The sequence below is a fragment of the Salmonella sp. SAL04157 genome (assembly GCF_046551635.1).
In the GTDB taxonomy this organism is placed as follows: Bacteria; Pseudomonadota; Gammaproteobacteria; order Enterobacterales; family Enterobacteriaceae; genus Salmonella; species Salmonella enterica.
Genome location: NZ_JBGDVS010000003.1, coordinates 80,869 through 98,237 on the forward strand (window position 1 = coordinate 80,869; position 17,369 = coordinate 98,237).

Genomic DNA, 17,369 nt, shown 5'->3' on the forward strand with positions numbered 1-17,369 from the left:
TCCCGAGCGGCCAAAGGGAGCAGACTGTAAATCTGCCGTCATCGACTTCGAAGGTTCGAATCCTTCCCCCACCACCATTATTCACTACAGCGATGTAGTTAACTTGATGAGCAATGCAGAAGTTTGCACTTGTCGGGGAAGGGTGAGAACCTTCGATTAAGGTTCGACTTGAGCGAAAGCGAGAGAACGTTGCCAACGGCAACGGCCCGTAGGGTGAGGAGCGAAGCGACGAATAATCCTTCCCCCACCACCATCTTCAAGCTTTACCTACAATTTGAATTACCCCTGGTGGGGTTCCCGAGCGGCCAAAGGGAGCAGACTGTAAATCTGCCGTCATCGACTTCGAAGGTTCGAATCCTTCCCCCACCACCATCACTCTCGTCGCGTATCTTATCCCCGTTAAGCACAGTGCCTCATATCTCTCCGTACGGGGAAGGATGAGAAGCTTCGACTAAGGTTCGATTCGAGCGAAAGCGAGAAAGCGTTGCCGCAGGCAACGACCCGAAGGGCGAAGCGCGCAGCGCTGAGTCAACCTTCCCCCACCACCATCACTTCCCAGTCGCACTTCAGCAAGATCAAACCTTAATGTCCTATATTCTGCCCTCAATACTTGCCCGCAATATGCCTGATGCGCTGCGCTTATCAGGCCTACAGGAGAGTTGACGCCTGCGTAGGCCGGATAAGGCATTTATGCCGCCATCCGGCAAACAGCCATAAAAAAACTCCGCCGAAGCGGAGTTTAGGGCATCGAGAGAAAATCAGTGACGTGCACGAACAATCTGGTATTTGCGGGTCAGGTACTCGACCGGCACGCTCCAGATATGCACCAGGCGCGAGAATGGGAATAACAGGAACAGCGTCATCCCCAGTACCAGGTGCATACGGAAGATAAAGGCTACACCGTCCAGATGTGCGGATGCGCCACCGTGGAAGGTCACAACTGACTGCGCCCACCCGACCAGCTTCATCATTTCACTCCCGTCCATATGCTGGGCGGAGAACGGAATGGTCAGCAGACCCAGCGCGCACTGAATCACCAGCAATGAGAGAATCAAAATATCTGCGGCGGTAGTAGTGGCGCGGACACGTGGGCTAAACAGGCGACGCTTGAGCAGTAAAATACCGCCAACCAGCGTCAGCACGCCGCAGGCGCCGCCGGCAATCATCGCCATCTTCTGTTTCACGTCGACCGGCAGAAAAGCTTCATACATCCAGTGCGGCGTTAACATGCCCAGGAAGTGACCGGCGAAAATACCCAGAATCCCAATGTGGAACAGGTTTGACGCCAGGTTCATTCCTTTGCGATCCAGCATCTGACTGGAAGCCGCCCGCCAGGTGTACTGGCCGTAGTCGTAACGTAACCAGCTACCGATCAGAAATACCGATCCGGCAATGTACGGGTAGATATCAAAGAAGAACATATTCAGGAAGTGCATTAGTGCTGTCCTCCGGTGGTGATATTCAGATATTGCGGCGCCACGGCCCCGGCAAAACGACGCTGGTGAGCGGAGATTTCCGACTCGCCACACCCTTGATCGGCGAAGAATTTCACCTGCTCTTCTTCCCAGACCGCATCCAGCGCTTGTGGGGTATCATCACGTGCTTCATTCGCAATTTTTTCAGCCACTTTATCGCTGTCGATAACGGTATTCGCCAGTTTTAACAGCAGATCGAACAGCACCGCATAACGGCTGTCACGCTGTTGCAAACGTGCGCTGAGCAGCGCCAGAATCGGCGCGATATCCTGTAACCCCCCTAACGCTTCGCTTTTCGGCAACTGCGCAAGGTATTCCAGATACAGCGGCAGATGATCGGGAAGTTCGCGGCTGTCGAGCTGCAAACCGTGCTGCTCATACTGTGCCATCAGGTCAACCATCGCCTGACCGCGATCGCGGGATTCCCCGTGTACATGTTCAAACAGCAGCAGCGATGTGGCGCGACCACGGTCAAACAGTTCACTGTAGGCGGCCTGTACATCCAGCATGTCCTGCGCGGTTAAATCGCGCAGGAAAACGCCCAGAGTCTGGGCATCCTCTTTATCCAGGTTCTCAGATGACGCGAGCGCATCGAACAACTCCTGCTGATGCTGCCACAGGGCAGCATCCGGGTACTCGAGCAGACGCGAAACAATGACGAGTTCAATCATGCGTGCGGCTCCGTTTTGCTGGTCACATCAACAGCGTCGATGCGGCGGCTGTTGAACAGATTGAATTTGGTATCAGACCCGTGGCAACCATCGCCGAAGGTAAAGCCACAACCGTTTTTCTCCGGGAATGCGTCACGCGCCAGTTCACGATGGCTGCTCGGTACCACAAAGCGATCTTCATAGTTGGCAATCGCCAGATAACGATACATTTCCTGCGCCTGGGCTTCGCTTAAACCCACCTCTTCCAGCGCGCGAGTATCCACTTTACCGTCTACGGTTTCCGCACGTTTGTAGTGACGCATCGCCAGCATCCGTTTCAGTGCCAACAGTACCGGCTGAGTGTCGCCAGCGGTCAACAGGTTCGCCAGGTACTGCACCGGGATACGCAGACTGTCTACATCCGGCAGAATACCGTTGCTGCCCAGCTCACCCGCGTCGGCGGCAGACTGAATCGGCGACAGCGGCGGCACGTACCAGACCATCGGCAGCGTGCGGTATTCCGGATGCAGCGGCAGCGCCAGCTTCCAGTCCATCGCCATTTTGTACACTGGCGATTGCTGCGCCGCATCGATCACGCTCTGCGGCACGCCGTCCTTCAGCGCCTGTTCAATGACAGCCGGATCGTTCGGATCGAGGAACACGTCCAGTTGACGCTGGTACAGATCTTTTTCGTTTTCCGTACTGGCGGCGCTTTCAATGGCATCGGCGTCATACAGCAGTACGCCAAGGTAGCGGATACGCCCCACGCAAGTTTCCGAGCAAACGGTCGGCTGACCGGCTTCGATACGCGGGTAGCAGAAGATGCACTTCTCGGACTTGCCGCTCTTCCAGTTGAAGTAAATTTTCTTGTACGGGCAACCGGTGATACACATCCGCCAGCCGCGGCACTTGTCCTGGTCGATCAGCACGATGCCATCTTCTTCACGCTTGTAGATAGCACCGCTCGGGCAGGTCGCCACGCACGCCGGATTGAGGCAGTGCTCGCACAGGCGCGGCAGGTACATCATGAAGGTGTTTTCGAACTGGCCGTACATCGCCTTCTGCATGTTTTCGAAATTCTGATCTTTGGCGCGTTTTTCGAACTCGCCGCCCAGAATCTCTTCCCAGTTTGGCCCGCTGGTAATTTTGTCCATCCGCTGGCCGGTAATCAGCGAGCGCGGACGCGCGATCGGCTGATGTTTGCTTTCCGGCGCGGTATGCAGGTTCTGGTAGTCGTAATCAAACGGCTCGTAGTAGTCGTCGATGCCCGGCAGATGCGGGTTAGCGAAGATTTTACCCAGCAGCAGCGCCCGGTTGCCTATGCGCGGCTGTAGTTTGCCGTTGATTTTGCGGATCCAGCCGCCTTTCCATTTTTCCTGATTTTCCCAGTCATTCGGAAAACCAACGCCAGGCTTACTTTCTACGTTGTTGAACCACGCGTATTCCATACCTTCGCGACTGGTCCAGACGTTTTTACAGGTGACTGAACAGGTATGACAGCCGATGCACTTATCGAGATTCAGCACCATGCCGACTTGTGAACGAATTTTCATTTTACGCTCTCCTGTACCTGGTCATTGCCTTCGCCATCCAACCAGTTAATGTTCTTCATCTTACGTACCACCACAAACTCATCGCGGTTGGAGCCGACGGTACCGTAGTAGTTAAAGCCGTAGGCTAACTGCGCATAGCCGCCGATCATATGGGTCGGTTTCGGCGTAATGCGCGTCACCGAGTTATGAATACCGCCGCGCTGCTGGGTAATTTCCGACCCCGGCAGGTTTACGATACGTTCCTGCGCGTGGTACATCATGGTCATGCCCGCCGGTACACGCTGGCTGACCACTGCGCGTGCGGTCAATGCGCCGTTACTGTTGAAGACTTCGATCCAGTCGTTATCTTCAATGCCCAGATCTTTGGCGTCGGTTTCGCTCATCCATACAATCGGGCCGCCACGCGACAAGGTCAGCATCAACAGGTTATCGCTGTAGGTCGAGTGGATACCCCATTTCTGGTGCGGCGTCAGGAAGTTGAGCGCCTTCTCCGGATTACCGTTGGATTTACGCCCCATCACCGCTTTCACCGAGCGGGTGTCGATCGGTGGACGATACACCAGCAGACTTTCGCCGAAGTCGCGCATCCACTGGTGATCCTGATACAACTGTTGGCGGCCAGACAGCGTACGCCATGGAATCAACTCGTGAACGTTGGTATAACCGGCGTTATAAGAAACGTGCTCATCTTCCAGACCAGACCAGGTCGGGCTGGATATAATTTTGCGCGGCTGGGCCTGAATATCGCGGAAGCGGATTTTCTCTTCTTCTTTATTGGTTGCCAGATGCGTATGGTCGCGACCGGTAAACTCGCTCAGCGCCGCCCAGGCTTTCACCGCCACCTGACCGTTGGTTTCCGGCGCTAACGTCAGGATCATCTCTGCCGCGTCAATCGCCGTGTTGAGCATCGGCTGGCCTTTCGCCGGACCGTCCGCTTTGGTGTAATTGAGCTTACGCAGCAAGTCCATTTCGCTCTGCGTGTTCCAGGCAATTCCTTTCCCGCCGTTGCCGATTTTCTCCATCAGCGGGCCGATAGAGGTAAATCGCTCATAGGTGGCCGGATAATCACGCTCAACGGTCATGATGTGCGGCGCGGTTTTCCCTGGAATCAGGTCGCATTCGCCTTTTTTCCAGTCTTTCACGTCCAGCGGCTGCGCCAGTTCAGCGGCAGAATCGTGCTGGATCGGCAGCGTCACGACGTCAGTCTCTTTACCCAGGTGGCCTACACAGACTTCGGAGAATTTCTTCGCAATGCCTTTGTAGATTTCCCAGTCGCTTTTCGATTCCCAGGCCGGATCTACGGCGGCAGACAGCGGATGAATAAACGGATGCATATCCGAGGTATTCATATCGTCTTTTTCATACCAGGTGGCGGTCGGCAGTACGATATCGGAGTACAGGCAGGTGCTCGACAGGCGGAAGTCCAGCGTCACCACCAGATCCAGTTTGCCGTCCAGGCCATTGTCACGCCACTCCACTTCTTCCGGCTTCACACCGCCCTGTTTACCCAGATCCAGCCCCTGAATACCATGCTCAGTACCCAGCAGATATTTCAGCATGTACTCATGGCCCTTACCGGAAGACCCAAGCAGGTTAGAACGCCAGATGAACAGGTTACGCGGGTGGTTTTTACCGTTTTCCGGCTGCTCGGCGGCAAAGCGAATCGAACCCTCTTTCAGGGATTTGACGGTATAATCTACCGGTGTCATACCGGCTTTTTCCGCTTCACGCGCAATATACAGCGGGTTAGTGCCTAACTGCGGCGCCGACGGCAACCAGCCCATACGCTCGGCGCGCACATTGAAGTCAATCAGATGACCGCTATAGCGGGATTTGTCCGCCATCGGCGACAGTAACTCCTCGGCGGTCACCGTCTCGTAGCGCCACTGGCTGGAGTGGTTATAGAAGTAAGAGGTGCTATTCATGTGACGCGCCGGACGCTGCCAGTCAAGGGCAAACGCCAGCGGCTGCCAGCCGGTCTGCGGACGCAGTTTTTCCTGGCCGACGTAGTGCGCCCAACCGCCGCCGCTCTGACCAACGCAACCACAGAACACCAACATATTGATCAGCCCGCGATAGTTCATATCGAGGTGATACCAGTGGTTCAGACCGGCGCCAACGATAATCATTGAACGCCCGTGCGTTTTGTCCGCGTTATCGGCGAACTCCCGTGCGATACGGATGATCTGCGCCCGCGGCACGCCGGTGATCTGCTCGGCCCATGCTGGCGTATACGCTTTGGTATCATCATAACTGGCGGCACAATTTTCATCGTTGAGGCCGCGTTCCAGACCATAGTTCGCCATGGTCAGATCGTAAACGGTGGTCACCAGCGCGGTAGAACCATCGGCCAGTTGCAGACGTTTTGCTGGCAGTTTATGCAGCAGGACGTTATCCAGCGCCACATGATTAAAGTACTCTGAACCTTCGCCGCCGAAATACGGGAAGCCCACGTCAGCAATCTCATCCTGGCTGCCCAGCAAGCTGAGCTGCAATTCAGTTTCTGCACCGGTAGCCCCGTCGCGCTGCTCGAGGTTCCATTTGCCTTTTTCACCCCAGCGGAAACCAATTGAACCGTTTGGCGCCACCATTTCACCGTTGCTGTTAATGGCGACGGTTTTCCATTCCGGGTTATTTTCCTGCCCCAGCGAATCAACGAGATCGGCAGCGCGCAGCATACGACCTGCGGCATAATAACCATCACGCTCTTCAAGCATCACCAGCATTGGCATGTCGGTATAGCGACGGACATAATCGGTGAAGTACTGGCGCGGGTTGTCGAGGTGGAACTCGCGCAGCATGACGTGGCCCATCGCCAGCGCCATCGCCGCATCGGTCCCCTGCTTCGGCGCCAGCCACAGATCGCACAGTTTGGCGATTTCAGCATAGTCCGGCGTCACCGCGACGGTTTTAGTGCCTTTGTAACGTACTTCGGTAAAGAAGTGGGCATCCGGCGTACGGGTTTGCGGCACGTTAGAGCCCCAGGCGATAATATAGCTGGAGTTGTACCAGTCAGCGGATTCCGGCACGTCGGTCTGCTCGCCCCAGGTCTGCGGGGAGGCTGGCGGCAGGTCGCAGTACCAGTCGTAAAAGCTCAGGCAGGTACCGCCAATCAGCGAAAGATAACGTGCGCCGGAAGCGTAGGAAACCATCGACATCGCCGGAATGGGTGAGAAGCCCGCGACGCGGTCAGGGCCATAGGTTTTCACGGTGTACACGTTGGAGGCGGCGATCAGCTCGTTCACTTCCTGCCATGAGGAGCGAACAAAGCCGCCACGACCACGCGCCTGTTTGAAGCTTTTGGCTTTATCGGCATCTTCAATGATGGAGGCCCATGCCTCTACCGGATCGCGATGCAGTTTTTTCGCCTCGCGCCACATCTTCATCAGACGTTTGCGCATTAGCGGATATTTCAGTCGGTTAGCGCTGTAGAGATACCAGGAGTAACTTGCCCCGCGCGGGCAGCCGCGAGGTTCATGGTTTGGCATATCAGGACGGGTGCGCGGGTAATCGGTTTGCTGTGTTTCCCAGGTCACCAGACCATTTTTGACATAAATTTTCCAGCTACAAGAACCGGTGCAGTTCACCCCATGGGTTGAGCGCACAATTTTGTCATGCTGCCAACGTTGGCGGTATCCGTCCTCCCAGTCCCGGTTTGTTTCGAGAAGCTGGCCGTGCCCATCGGCAAAGGTTTCGCCCTTCTGCTTGAAGTAGCGAAACCGGTCCAGGAATTTACTCATCGGGTTTCTCCTGTGTGGAACCTTACGGCTCTCTGATAAATCGACATTGCTTAACTAAGGGCGAAGGTAACGCGCTGAATGGGCGTGAGAATTGATAACGATCAAGGCGGACAGGGATGCAAATGGCGCGCAAACCTCCTGCATACTCCTTTTGGAGGAGGAATTTTATTTATATATCTTATTGATTTAAATGTATAAAATTAAATTTACGCACGACGTAAATGTTAAATTTTCAACAAGTGGGTATTAAGGGGTATCCCCTGGATGACCGATAAAGATGAGCGTGGTCAGCCCTGTCGAGCCTCTCTTTTTGACTATAAGTATGTTGTAACTAAATTCGGGTAAAAAAAAGCGCGGTCTAACGCCGCGCAAAGGATAATCAAAAGTTACTTTTTATTTTTAGAATGACGTCCATATACCGCCCAGGTAATAACGACGCAGGCGATATAGAAAATAAGAAAGACCTTCATCGCGCCGACTGGCGAACCAGTTAATGCTAAAGATGAACCAAATGCTTTCGGAATAAAAAAGCCGCCAATCGCGCCAATCGCGGAAATAAAGCCCAGCGCCGCCGCCGTATCGGTCGCCGCTTCACGCATGGCTTTTTCTTCCGACCCGCCTTCCGCTTTTACCCGGTCCATCGTCAGTTTACGGAAGATAACGGAGATCATCTGGAAGGTAGAACCACTCCCCAGCCCAGCCGTCAGGAACAGCGCCAGAAATACCCCGTAGAATGCGATAAAGCTACCGCCAACGCCGCCAGTAGGTAATGTCAGGAACAGCAGACCGCTGAAAATCGCCATCAGGACAAAGTTGATAAGCGTGACGCGAGTCCCCCCCAGACGGTCAGAAATTGCGCCGCCTGCCGAACGCGCCAGCGCGCCGATAAACGGACCGAAAAACGCATAATGCAGGATCTGCACATCCGGGAATTGCGTTTTAGACAGCATAGCGAACCCCGCGGAGAAACCGATAAACGATCCGAAGGTCGCCAGATACAGCAGACTCATGATCCACAGATGACCACGTTTGAGCACCGGCAGTTGCTCTTTTAGCGAGGCCTTAGACGTCGCCAGTTCGTTCATGCCGAACCACGCCGCCAGCGTAAAAATGGCCAGGAAAGGCACCCAAATCCAGGCTGCGTTCGCCAGATAGAGCTGAGAACCGTCCGGCTGCTCTACACCGTGGCTGCCAAAGGCGGCAAAGATAGAGAGCGAAACCACCAGCGGCGCAACCAGCTGCATCACGCTCACGCCCATATTGCCCAGACCGCCGTTCAGACCCAGCGCGCCGCCCTGCTTTTGTTTAGGAAAGAAAAAGCTGATGTTCGCCATACTGGAGGCAAAGTTCGCGCCGGCAAAACCACACAGCAAGGAAATAATAATGAAAGTGCTAAAGGGCGTACTGGTATCCTGAACGGCAAAGCCTAACCATACGCAAGGCACGATGAGGATACCGGTACTGAACGCTGTCCAGCGACGTCCGCCAAATAGCGGCACCATAAAGGAGTAAGGCACCCGTAGCAGCGCGCCGGAAACAGATGGCAGCGCAGTCAACATAAAGAGCTGATCGGTCGTAAAATTAAATCCCACTTTCGGCAGGTTCACCGCCACTGCGCTGAATAGCATCCAGACGCAAAACGCCAGCAGTAAACACGGGACAGAAATCCACAAATTACGGCTAGCGACACGATGGCCGCGCTGCTGCCAGAACGCCGGATCTTCCGGACGCCATTCCGTGATAACAGCGCCAGTTGCCCTTTCCGGGACGGATGAGTGACTCATAGACACCTCTGATTCTTGATTTGATGTCTGCCACATTAGGGTTTACTGCCGAAGGTAAGTTGATATAAATCAAAGGAAAAGTCGTCATCACCGGCGACTAAAAAGCGTTATTACCCTTAATGAGTAGGCTATTTTGGTAAAAAAGCTGTGGTTTTTCACCATGCTGTGTCTGTCTACTCCTTCCCGTCGCAGATACCTCTCTACGGCGGCAATTAAGGAGTAACTCGTTATAGGTATGGGTATACTCCGCTGTATCGTTGAGAATAGCGGCACAGCCGATTGACGCCCCTCTTTTTTGCTACGTTTTTTCGGCGACATTACCCCGAAGAAAGAAGGTAACATGTTTAAACGGTGTTTCTCTCCTCTTACGCTGGTTAACCAACTGGCGCTGATTGTCATGCTCTCTACCGCTATCGGCGTGGCGGGGATGGCGGTTTCCGGCTGGCTGGTTCAGGGCGTACAGGGTAGCGCTCATGCGATTAATAAAGCGGGCTCATTGCGTATGCAAAGCTATCGACTACTGGCCGCTGTCCCGCTGGATGCTAAAGATCAAAAGCTGCTGGATGAGATGGAGCAAACGGCATTCAGCCCTGAACTGACCCGCGCCGCTGAGCGAGACGGGCAGCAGAAGCAGCTTAAAGCGTTGCAGGATTACTGGCATAACGAACTCTCGCCAGGGCTACAGCACGCGCAAAACGCGCACGCGGTCGCAGAAGATGTCACGCGCTTTGTGGCGGGCCTGGATCGCCTGGTGACGTCGTTCGACCATACTACTGAATTGCGTATCGAACGCGTGGTATTAGTTCACCGGGTAATGGCGATCTTTATGGCGCTATTGCTGGTATTTACGATTATCTGGCTACGTGTTCGCCTTTTGCAGCCCTGGAAACAGTTATTATCAATGGCGCGCGCCGTCAGTCAGCGCGACTTTACCCAACGTGCCAATATCAGTGGACGCAATGAGATGGCCGCGTTGGGTTCTGCGCTCAATAATATGTCTGAAGAACTGGCCGAAAGTTATGCGGTACTGGAACAGCGCGTACAGGAAAAAACAGCCGGTCTGGAACATAAAAACCAGATTCTCTCGTTTTTGTGGCAAGCCAACCGCCGACTGCATTCACCGGCTCCGCTATGTGAACGTCTTTCACCGGTACTGAATGGCCTGCAAAATTTAACCCAGTTGCATGATATTGAGCTGCGAGTCTATGACCTGGAAGATGAAGATAATCACCAGGAATTTACCTGTCAGTCGGACATCAGTTGCGATGATAAAGGCTGCCACCTTTGCCCACGTAGCGCCCTGCCGATGATTAACGGCGGCACCACCTTAAAATGGCGGCTCACCGACTCTCACACCCAATACGGTATTTTGCTGGCGACGCTGCCCTATGGACGCCATCTCAGCCACGATCAGCAACAGTTGGTGGACACGCTGGTTGAACAGCTTACCGCGACTCTGGCGCTCGACAGGCATCAGGAGCGCCAGCAGCAGTTGATTGTCATGGAAGAGCGTGCCACCATTGCCCGCGAACTGCATGATTCTATTGCCCAGTCGCTCTCTTGTATGAAGATGCAGGTGAGCTGCCTGCAAATGCAGGGCGACGTGTTACCGGAAAGCAGCCGTGAGTTACTCAGCCAAATTCGCAATGAGCTAAACTGCTCATGGGCGCAACTGCGCGAACTGTTAACCACTTTCCGGTTACAGTTGACGGAACCCGGGCTACGTCCGGCGCTGGAGGCAAGCTGCCAGGAGTTCAGCGCCCGGTTTGGCTTTACGGTAAAACTGGATTATCAGCTTCCCCCCCGCCTGGTGCCTTCACACCAGGCGATACACCTGTTGCAAATTGCCAGGGAAGCCCTCAGCAACGCCCTTAAACACTCTCATGCCGACGATGTGGTGGTGACAGTGACGCAATGTGGCAAACAGGTCAAACTAAAAGTGCAGGATAATGGCTGCGGCGTCCCGGAAAACGCCGAACGCAGTAATCACTACGGCATGATCATCATGCGCGATCGGGCGCAAAGTTTGCGCGGCGATTGCCAGGTACGCCGACGCGAGACTGGAGGAACAGAGGTCACTGTTACTTTTATTCCAGAAACAAACTTCACAGAAACCCAGGGAGATACCCATGAATAATCAGGAACCGGCAACCATCCTGTTAATCGACGACCATCCGATGCTACGCACGGGTGTAAAGCAGCTTGTGAGTATGGCGCCCGATATCAGCGTGGTCGGAGAAGCCAGCAACGGTGAGCAGGGTATTGACCTGGCGGAATCGCTCGATCCCGATCTGATCCTCCTTGATTTGAATATGCCGGGAATGAATGGTCTCGAAACGCTGGATAAATTACGCGAAAAAGCGCTGTCAGGACGTATTGTCGTTTTCAGCGTATCCAACCATGAAGAAGATGTCGTCACGGCGCTAAAGCGCGGCGCGGACGGTTATCTGTTGAAAGACATGGAGCCGGAGGACTTGCTCAAAGCGTTACAACAGGCCGCCGCTGGCGAAATGGTATTAAGTGAAGCGTTAACGCCGGTACTGGCGGCCAGCCTGCGGGCCAACCGCGCCACCACCGATCGCGATGTAACGCAACTCACCCCGCGTGAGCGCGATATTCTGAAGCTCATCGCGCAGGGATTGCCAAATAAGATGATTGCCCGGCGTCTGGATATCACCGAAAGTACGGTCAAAGTGCACGTGAAACATATGCTCAAGAAAATGAAGCTGAAATCGCGCGTGGAGGCCGCCGTCTGGGTGCATCAGGAACGCATCTTTTAATTATTGCTCCTGGAACGGTTGCCAATGCGGATTATCGTCCGGCATCGTGATAAACGGTTCAGTCAGCGTGAGCGTGATCTCATTGGAAGAGACACGCTGACCTTTTTCATCCTCAACCACCACCGATAAACGCCAGCGATTTGCCGCGCCTTCGCGGTGATCCCAGGCCGGCATAATGATTGTCCAGCCCTCGGTACTGCGGGTGTCCGTTCCTGCCGTCAAACTTAAGGCCTGTGTATCGCCCTGCCAGCTCAAATGACGAATACCGTGCACGCTGCGCACCTGCAATTTTAACGCAACCGTCTCACCAGGCGTAAGATCCCAGGGCGGCGTCGCCAGAAAAACCGTTAACGTTTTACGCTGCCGATACTCCATTGTCGGCAGCGAGTTACGTCGCGGCGTATCATAGCGGCTACCGCGTAATGACTGGCTTTGCGCCACTTCACTGGCGGCAAGCTGCTTTTTGAGCGGCACGCCGAAGCGGTAGTTAAGCGTCAGCCCCAGGTTATTTTGACTGACCCCGCTCTCGCCCTGTTTGTGCTGGGCGGTCATGGTAAGCAAAGGTACTGGCGTATAGTTGAGACCCAGTTTTAACGCGACAGGATTGTGATACCCCGTTCCGGAGTCAAACAGATCCACGCTATCGCCAAAGTACTGCTCCAGACTAACGCTGGTATTGATATGCTGGTAAAACGGCAGCCGCATTTGCGCGTTGATATCATATCCGCGCGCCATTCGCTGTTCTAAGGTCGCCGTATGCGTCTGCCAGTCGGCAAAAGGCTGATAATAGTTGGCGGATAAACGCAAATATTCTCCCCACGCCTCCGCGCCAAAGCCGGCGCGCTGCAGATTTTCATCCAGCAGATTATCGTAAAAGGTATTATAGCCAAGAAGCCAGCCATCCTGCGCCCAGCGCTGTCCTACGCCAATGTTGCTTACCAGTCCGTCAGTCTGTTGCGTAAGACCAAGCTGGCTCCAGGTCAGATAGCGCTGTTTATCCTGTAAAGGGATAAACCAGCTTCCGCGACTGCCGTTAAAATGACCTTCGTTATCGACGTTAATATCCACGCTGGCGCTGCCCCAGGCTGATAGCCAGCTTTCAAGCTGCTGGTTAACCTGCTCGCTGACCACATCGCGTACCTGTCCGAAAGCAAATTGCCGCGCCTGTTCACCGGTATCCAGATCGTTATTTTTCATGCTGGCTTCGCCAAACGCTTTGGCCATCTCGGCAAAATGCTTTTCCCCTTCGTGGGATTCCGGCATCATGCCTAAATCCGGCAGACGGTTTTGCGTGAAAGGGTCTTGCGCCTGCGCACAGATCGTACCGCTGGCAGTCAGCAAGAGAAGCGAGAGTGAGAATGAACGAAAAACAATACGGCTCAACGTGTCGGCAACTTCTACAACAAAAGATAAGAGGAATGGCATCAGAGTAAACCATAACGTGTCCGGACAGGTTTTGCAGCCTTTTCTCGTGCTTCCAGGAATATCCTTATTTTTTCCGCAGAGCGTCCCGGGATTTTATCCACGCATTTGGCGGCACCCGGTTCCCGAGGTAACATAACGCCATTGCCGACAAAATTTCTCGAGGAGAAGGGTTATTCATGCAAAATATCGTCATTATCGCTAACGGCGCCGCCTACGGCAGCGAATCATTATTTAATAGCCTGCGTCTGGCCATTGCGCTGCGCGAGCAGGAAAGCCATCTCAATTTACGCCTGTTTTTGATGTCAGATGCCGTAACCGCAGGGTTACGCGGTCAAAAACCAGCCGAGGGCTACAATATTCAGCAAATGCTGGAAATTCTGACCGCGCAAAACGTACCGGTAAAATTATGCAAAACCTGTGCGGACGGACGTGGTATCACTCCCCTGCCGCTGATTGACGGTGTGGAAATCGGAACGCTGGTCGAGCTGGCGCAATGGACGCTGGCGGCGGACAAAGTGCTGACATTTTAAATCTGTACGCGGGAAAAGCTCCCGCGTCAGGATAGACTTCCGGCAAGAAAATCAGGCTAACACGCGAGTAATACCGCGTTTATTTTTTCTTATGCCATTTATCATCCTCGCCTTTTTCATAATCGTTTTTAACCGCCGCCCAGGCGACTTTGTGTGCGGTTTCCTCGCGGCTGGCGTCATCACGACGATCGGCTTTATCTTTATATTGCTCCCAGGCGCTATTAAACGCTTCTTTGTAAATGTCCTGGGCATGGGCTGGAAGAACATTCCGCACATTATCGGGTAAATCACTTTTGGCTTTATACGGCATCAGCGCCTCCGTCTTCAGGGAAAACATTAAGTGTGGTAAACAATGCGTTATTACGCCAGTCGAGGAGGATTTTTGCTTTTTACGGAAATTAACTTTTTGTTATTTAAACACTGTTAAAACAAGATGCTTGTTTTACTGACCTTGAAAGAAAAAAATCGTCTACGCCGTAAAACTACGTAAAAAACCACTAAAAAAATACAAATTTCTGCTATTTTTACCTTCTTTACTCTTTCCAAAATATTAACACCTGCACAAGGGAGACCCTCATGACACATGCCTGTGAGGCGGTGAAAACCCGCCATAAGGAGACTTCGCTTATTTTCCCGGTTCTTGCGCTGGTAGTGCTGTTCCTTTGGGGAAGCAGCCAGTCACTACCAGTGGTTATTGGCATCAATATCCTTGCACTTATTGGTATTTTAAGCAGCGCATTTAGCGTGGTCCGTCATGCCGATGTATTAGCGCATCGACTCGGCGAACCCTATGGATCGCTTATTTTAAGCCTGTCCGTCGTTATTCTTGAAGTGAGTTTAATTTCAGCGCTGATGGCCACCGGCGATGCTGCGCCAACGCTTATGCGTGATACGCTCTACTCTATTATTATGATTGTCACCGGGGGACTGGTCGGTTTCTCGTTGTTGTTGGGCGGGCGTAAATTCGCAACGCAATATATGAATTTATTCGGGATTAAGCAGTATCTTATCGCGCTGTTTCCGCTGGCGATTATTGTGCTGGTTTTTCCAATGGCATTGCCGCAAGCCAATTTCTCTACCGGTCAGGCATTATTGGTCGCGTTAATTTCCGCCGCGATGTACGGCGTATTTTTGTTGATTCAAACCAAAACGCACCAGAGCTTATTTATCTATGAACATGAAGATGAAGGCGATGATGACAATCCACACCACGGTAAACCCTCCGCGCACAGTAGCGGCTGGCATACGGTCTGGTTACTCATTCATTTAATTGCGGTCATTGCCGTTACCAAAATGAATGCCAGCCCGCTGGAGGCGTTGCTGACCAGCATGAACGCCCCGGTCGCCTTTACCGGTTTCCTGGTCGCGCTGTTAATTCTCTCGCCGGAAGGACTGGGCGCGCTGAAGGCGGTACTGAATAATCAGGTTCAACGGGCAATGAATCTGTTCTTCGGATCGGTGTTGGCGACGATTTCATTAACCGTGCCGGTCGTCACGCTCATCGCCTGGGCGACAGGTAATGATCTGGTGTTTGGTTTAGGCGCGCCGGAAATGGTAGTGATGGTAGCCTCGTTAGTGCTGTGCCATATTTCGTTCTCTACCGGACGCACCAACGTGCTAAACGGCGCGGCGCATCTGGCTTTATTTGCCGCCTATCTGATGACGATTTTTGCCTGATATAAAAAAGCCGGATAGTATCTTATCCGGCCTACACAAGCTAAAAACCGCAATCAGTTCTCGGTATCCAGCTCGTCGAAGCTTTTCACCAAATCATCAATCGCTTTTATCTGGGTCAGGAACTGCTCCAGTTTCGCCAGCGGCAGCGCGGAAGGACCGTCGCACTTCGCGTTAGCCGGGTCCGGATGCGACTCCAGGAACAGGCCCGCCAGACCGACAGCCATACCGGCGCGCGCCAGCTCGGTCACCTGACCACGACGACCGCCAGAGGCGGCGCCAAATGGGTCGCGGCATTGCAGCGCGTGGGTAACGTCGAAAATCACCGGCGAGTTGCCGGAGACCTTTTTCATCACGCTAAAGCCCAGCATATCTACCACCAGGTTGTCATAACCGAAGTTCGCGCCGCGGTCGCACAGAATCACCTTATCGTTGCCGCCCTCATGGAACTTATCCACGATATTGCCCATCTGACCTGGGCTTACGAACTGCGGCTTTTTCACGTTAATCACAGCGCCGGTTTTCGCCATCGCTTCCACCAGGTCGGTCTGGCGCGCCAGAAACGCCGGGAGCTGAATCACGTCAACCACATCAGCAACAGGCTGCGCCTGGCTGGCTTCATGGACGTCAGTGATCACTTTTACGCCAAATGTCTGTTTGAGTTCCTGGAAGATTTTCATCCCTTCTTCCAGACCCGGCCCACGGTAAGAGTGAATAGAGGAACGGTTGGCTTTATCAAAAGAGGCCTTGAACACGTAAGGAATACCCAGCTTCTGGGTAACGGTTACGTAGTGCTCACAAATGCGCATTGCCAGATCGCGTGACTCCAGCACGTTCATACCGCCAAACAGCACAAACGGCAGATCATTTGCCACCTTAATGTCGCCAATGTTAACCACTTTTTGTTTCATAGGATCGCCTTACACTTATAGGTAAAATGTCGGTTAATTAATGTAGAACAATTTGCTTGTGCGCAATGGTGTTGATCTGCGCACGAATCATTTCGCTGATCGGGTCTTCCGGACACTGTTCAACGAAGTAGCTTAAATCAGTCAGCGCAACGTGTTCACACTCAAGCTGCGCGTAGATCAACCCGCGGTCACGGATTTCGTAAGGATCTTCCGGGTTAAATTGCAACAATGCTTCGCTAACGCGCAGCGCCAGCTCCATTTGCCGTTCCTCCATCAGCGAGGATTTCAGCGTATCCAGTAGCTTACGAATCACTTCGGCGTTATCCGCCTCGTCCAAATCTTCGTTAAACAACTCGGCGACAGGACTAATATTGCCTTTTAACCAGACTTCGAGGGTATGTTCATCAAGCGTTTCACCGTTGAACGGGTTAATCAGCCACATTTCCCCTTCCAGCGATTCAATACGCAAAATCAACTGCGTTGGGAAGATAACGGGCACCAACGGCAAATCAAGACGGTTTGCTATCCATAATAAAATAGCGCCCAACGATACCGCGCTACCCTGGCGTTTTTTCAGGACTTTATCGAGCCATAAAGCATCAGAAAGACGGTAGACGCCGCGGGAATCCGTGAACCCCCACTCGCCGTAAAAAAGTGCCAGCAATTTTTCCAGTTGCTCATCCTGAGACAGGAGCTGGCTAATTTCTTCCTGCGCCAGACTGACCAGACGTTCCAGTTCGTCGTAGACAAACTGCGTGGGAAAATCCAGGCGAATCATCTCTGATGCCAGGATCATGCCATCACACAGCGGCGCATTGTTAAATTCGAAATCAGCTAACGACCTCAT

General features: G+C 53.3%; 13 protein-coding genes, 1 tRNA gene and 2 other RNA genes. 7 read left to right on the forward strand and 9 right to left on the reverse strand.

Features of this window, described 5'->3' with window-relative positions; translation table 11 throughout:
* Positions 1–121: 121 nt before the first annotated feature.
* The 3 genes from ACLJRE_RS07085 to ACLJRE_RS07095 all read left to right on the forward strand — a co-directional run bounded on the left by ACLJRE_RS07085 (position 122) and on the right by ACLJRE_RS07095 (position 548).
* Positions 122–253, forward strand: a non-coding RNA gene (locus ACLJRE_RS07085) — RtT sRNA.
* 34 nt (positions 254–287) lie between these two features.
* A tRNA-Tyr gene (locus tag ACLJRE_RS07090) sits at positions 288–372 on the forward strand.
* A gap of 44 nt (positions 373–416) precedes the next feature.
* Positions 417–548: non-coding RNA, RtT sRNA (locus tag ACLJRE_RS07095), on the forward strand.
* 210 nt (positions 549–758) lie between these two features.
* On the opposite strand, the gene narI is transcribed toward ACLJRE_RS07095, so the two are convergent.
* The 5 genes from narI to ACLJRE_RS07120 all read right to left on the reverse strand — a co-directional run bounded on the left by narI (position 759) and on the right by ACLJRE_RS07120 (position 9,202).
* Positions 759–1,436 (reverse strand): respiratory nitrate reductase subunit gamma, encoded by a 678-nt coding sequence (gene narI, locus ACLJRE_RS07100; RefSeq protein ID WP_000545592.1) that lies wholly within the window; start codon positions 1,434–1,436, stop codon positions 759–761.
* Entirely contained in the window at positions 1,436–2,146 is a 711-nt protein-coding gene (gene narJ, locus ACLJRE_RS07105) for a nitrate reductase molybdenum cofactor assembly chaperone (protein WP_000571668.1), read from the reverse strand. Before narJ ends, narI begins: the two co-directional genes overlap by 1 nt.
* Positions 2,143–3,678, reverse strand: a complete 1,536-nt coding sequence (gene narH, locus ACLJRE_RS07110) for a nitrate reductase subunit beta (protein ID WP_023212651.1) — start codon at positions 3,676–3,678, stop codon at positions 2,143–2,145. The genes narJ and narH overlap by 4 nt, the downstream gene beginning before the upstream one ends.
* A complete protein-coding gene (locus ACLJRE_RS07115; RefSeq protein ID WP_023212652.1) occupies positions 3,675–7,418 on the reverse strand; it encodes a nitrate reductase subunit alpha in 3,744 nt (1,247 codons plus the stop codon). Before ACLJRE_RS07115 ends, narH begins: the two co-directional genes overlap by 4 nt.
* A gap of 386 nt (positions 7,419–7,804) precedes the next feature.
* Entirely contained in the window at positions 7,805–9,202 is a 1,398-nt protein-coding gene (locus ACLJRE_RS07120; protein WP_023212653.1) for a NarK family nitrate/nitrite MFS transporter, read from the reverse strand.
* A gap of 340 nt (positions 9,203–9,542) precedes the next feature.
* On the opposite strand from ACLJRE_RS07120, the gene narX reads away from it, so the two are divergent.
* Together narX and narL are read left to right on the forward strand one after the other, a co-directional pair.
* Positions 9,543–11,339: a nitrate/nitrite two-component system sensor histidine kinase NarX gene (narX, locus tag ACLJRE_RS07125; protein ID WP_023212654.1), complete on the forward strand. Its 1,797-nt coding sequence runs from the start codon at positions 9,543–9,545 to the stop codon at positions 11,337–11,339.
* On the forward strand, positions 11,332–11,982 hold the full coding sequence (gene narL, locus ACLJRE_RS07130; protein WP_001064598.1) for a two-component system response regulator NarL: 651 nt from the start codon (positions 11,332–11,334) through the stop codon (positions 11,980–11,982). The genes narX and narL overlap by 8 nt, the downstream gene beginning before the upstream one ends.
* Here the strand turns inward: narL and ACLJRE_RS07135 are convergent, their stop codons facing one another.
* Positions 11,983–13,407 (reverse strand): YchO/YchP family invasin, encoded by a 1,425-nt coding sequence (locus ACLJRE_RS07135; RefSeq protein ID WP_024147017.1) that lies wholly within the window; start codon positions 13,405–13,407, stop codon positions 11,983–11,985.
* A gap of 176 nt (positions 13,408–13,583) precedes the next feature.
* On the opposite strand from ACLJRE_RS07135, the gene ACLJRE_RS07140 reads away from it, so the two are divergent.
* Positions 13,584–13,937, forward strand: a complete 354-nt coding sequence (locus ACLJRE_RS07140) for a DsrE/DsrF/TusD sulfur relay family protein (RefSeq protein ID WP_001179795.1) — start codon at positions 13,584–13,586, stop codon at positions 13,935–13,937.
* 79 nt (positions 13,938–14,016) lie between these two features.
* Here the strand turns inward: ACLJRE_RS07140 and chaB are convergent, their stop codons facing one another.
* Positions 14,017–14,247: a putative cation transport regulator ChaB gene (gene chaB / locus ACLJRE_RS07145; RefSeq protein ID WP_001146392.1), complete on the reverse strand. Its 231-nt coding sequence runs from the start codon at positions 14,245–14,247 to the stop codon at positions 14,017–14,019.
* Positions 14,248–14,513: 266 nt separating this feature from the next.
* On the opposite strand from chaB, the gene chaA reads away from it, so the two are divergent.
* Positions 14,514–15,614: a sodium-potassium/proton antiporter ChaA gene (gene chaA, locus ACLJRE_RS07150; protein ID WP_000148418.1), complete on the forward strand. Its 1,101-nt coding sequence runs from the start codon at positions 14,514–14,516 to the stop codon at positions 15,612–15,614.
* 53 nt (positions 15,615–15,667) lie between these two features.
* Here the strand turns inward: chaA and kdsA are convergent, their stop codons facing one another.
* Both kdsA and sirB1 read right to left on the reverse strand, forming a co-directional pair.
* On the reverse strand, positions 15,668–16,522 hold the full coding sequence (gene kdsA, locus ACLJRE_RS07155) for a 3-deoxy-8-phosphooctulonate synthase (RefSeq protein WP_000811046.1): 855 nt from the start codon (positions 16,520–16,522) through the stop codon (positions 15,668–15,670).
* A gap of 37 nt (positions 16,523–16,559) precedes the next feature.
* The gene (gene sirB1, locus ACLJRE_RS07160) at positions 16,560–17,369 is read right to left on the reverse strand and encodes an invasion regulator SirB1 (protein WP_001257065.1); all 810 of its coding nucleotides are present in this window, start codon (positions 17,367–17,369) and stop codon (positions 16,560–16,562) included.

Excerpts from the sequence above, each read along its gene's own strand:
- narI (WP_000545592.1), bottom strand. The coding sequence starts at position 1,436 with ATGCACTTCCTGAATATGTTCTTCTTTGATATCTACCCGTACATTGCC.
- narJ (WP_000571668.1), bottom strand. The coding sequence starts at position 2,146 with ATGATTGAACTCGTCATTGTTTCGCGTCTGCTCGAGTACCCGGATGCT.
- narH (WP_023212651.1), bottom strand. The coding sequence starts at position 3,678 with ATGAAAATTCGTTCACAAGTCGGCATGGTGCTGAATCTCGATAAGTGC.
- ACLJRE_RS07115 (WP_023212652.1), bottom strand. The coding sequence starts at position 7,418 with ATGAGTAAATTCCTGGACCGGTTTCGCTACTTCAAGCAGAAGGGCGAA.
- ACLJRE_RS07120 (WP_023212653.1), bottom strand. The coding sequence starts at position 9,202 with ATGAGTCACTCATCCGTCCCGGAAAGGGCAACTGGCGCTGTTATCACG.
- narX (WP_023212654.1), top strand. The coding sequence starts at position 9,543 with ATGTTTAAACGGTGTTTCTCTCCTCTTACGCTGGTTAACCAACTGGCG.
- narL (WP_001064598.1), top strand. The coding sequence starts at position 11,332 with ATGAATAATCAGGAACCGGCAACCATCCTGTTAATCGACGACCATCCG.
- ACLJRE_RS07135 (WP_024147017.1), bottom strand. The coding sequence starts at position 13,407 with ATGCCATTCCTCTTATCTTTTGTTGTAGAAGTTGCCGACACGTTGAGC.
- ACLJRE_RS07140 (WP_001179795.1), top strand. The coding sequence starts at position 13,584 with ATGCAAAATATCGTCATTATCGCTAACGGCGCCGCCTACGGCAGCGAA.
- chaB (WP_001146392.1), bottom strand. The coding sequence starts at position 14,247 with ATGCCGTATAAAGCCAAAAGTGATTTACCCGATAATGTGCGGAATGTT.
- chaA (WP_000148418.1), top strand. The coding sequence starts at position 14,514 with ATGACACATGCCTGTGAGGCGGTGAAAACCCGCCATAAGGAGACTTCG.
- kdsA (WP_000811046.1), bottom strand. The coding sequence starts at position 16,522 with ATGAAACAAAAAGTGGTTAACATTGGCGACATTAAGGTGGCAAATGAT.
- sirB1 (WP_001257065.1), bottom strand. The coding sequence starts at position 17,369 with ATGAGGTCGTTAGCTGATTTCGAATTTAACAATGCGCCGCTGTGTGAT.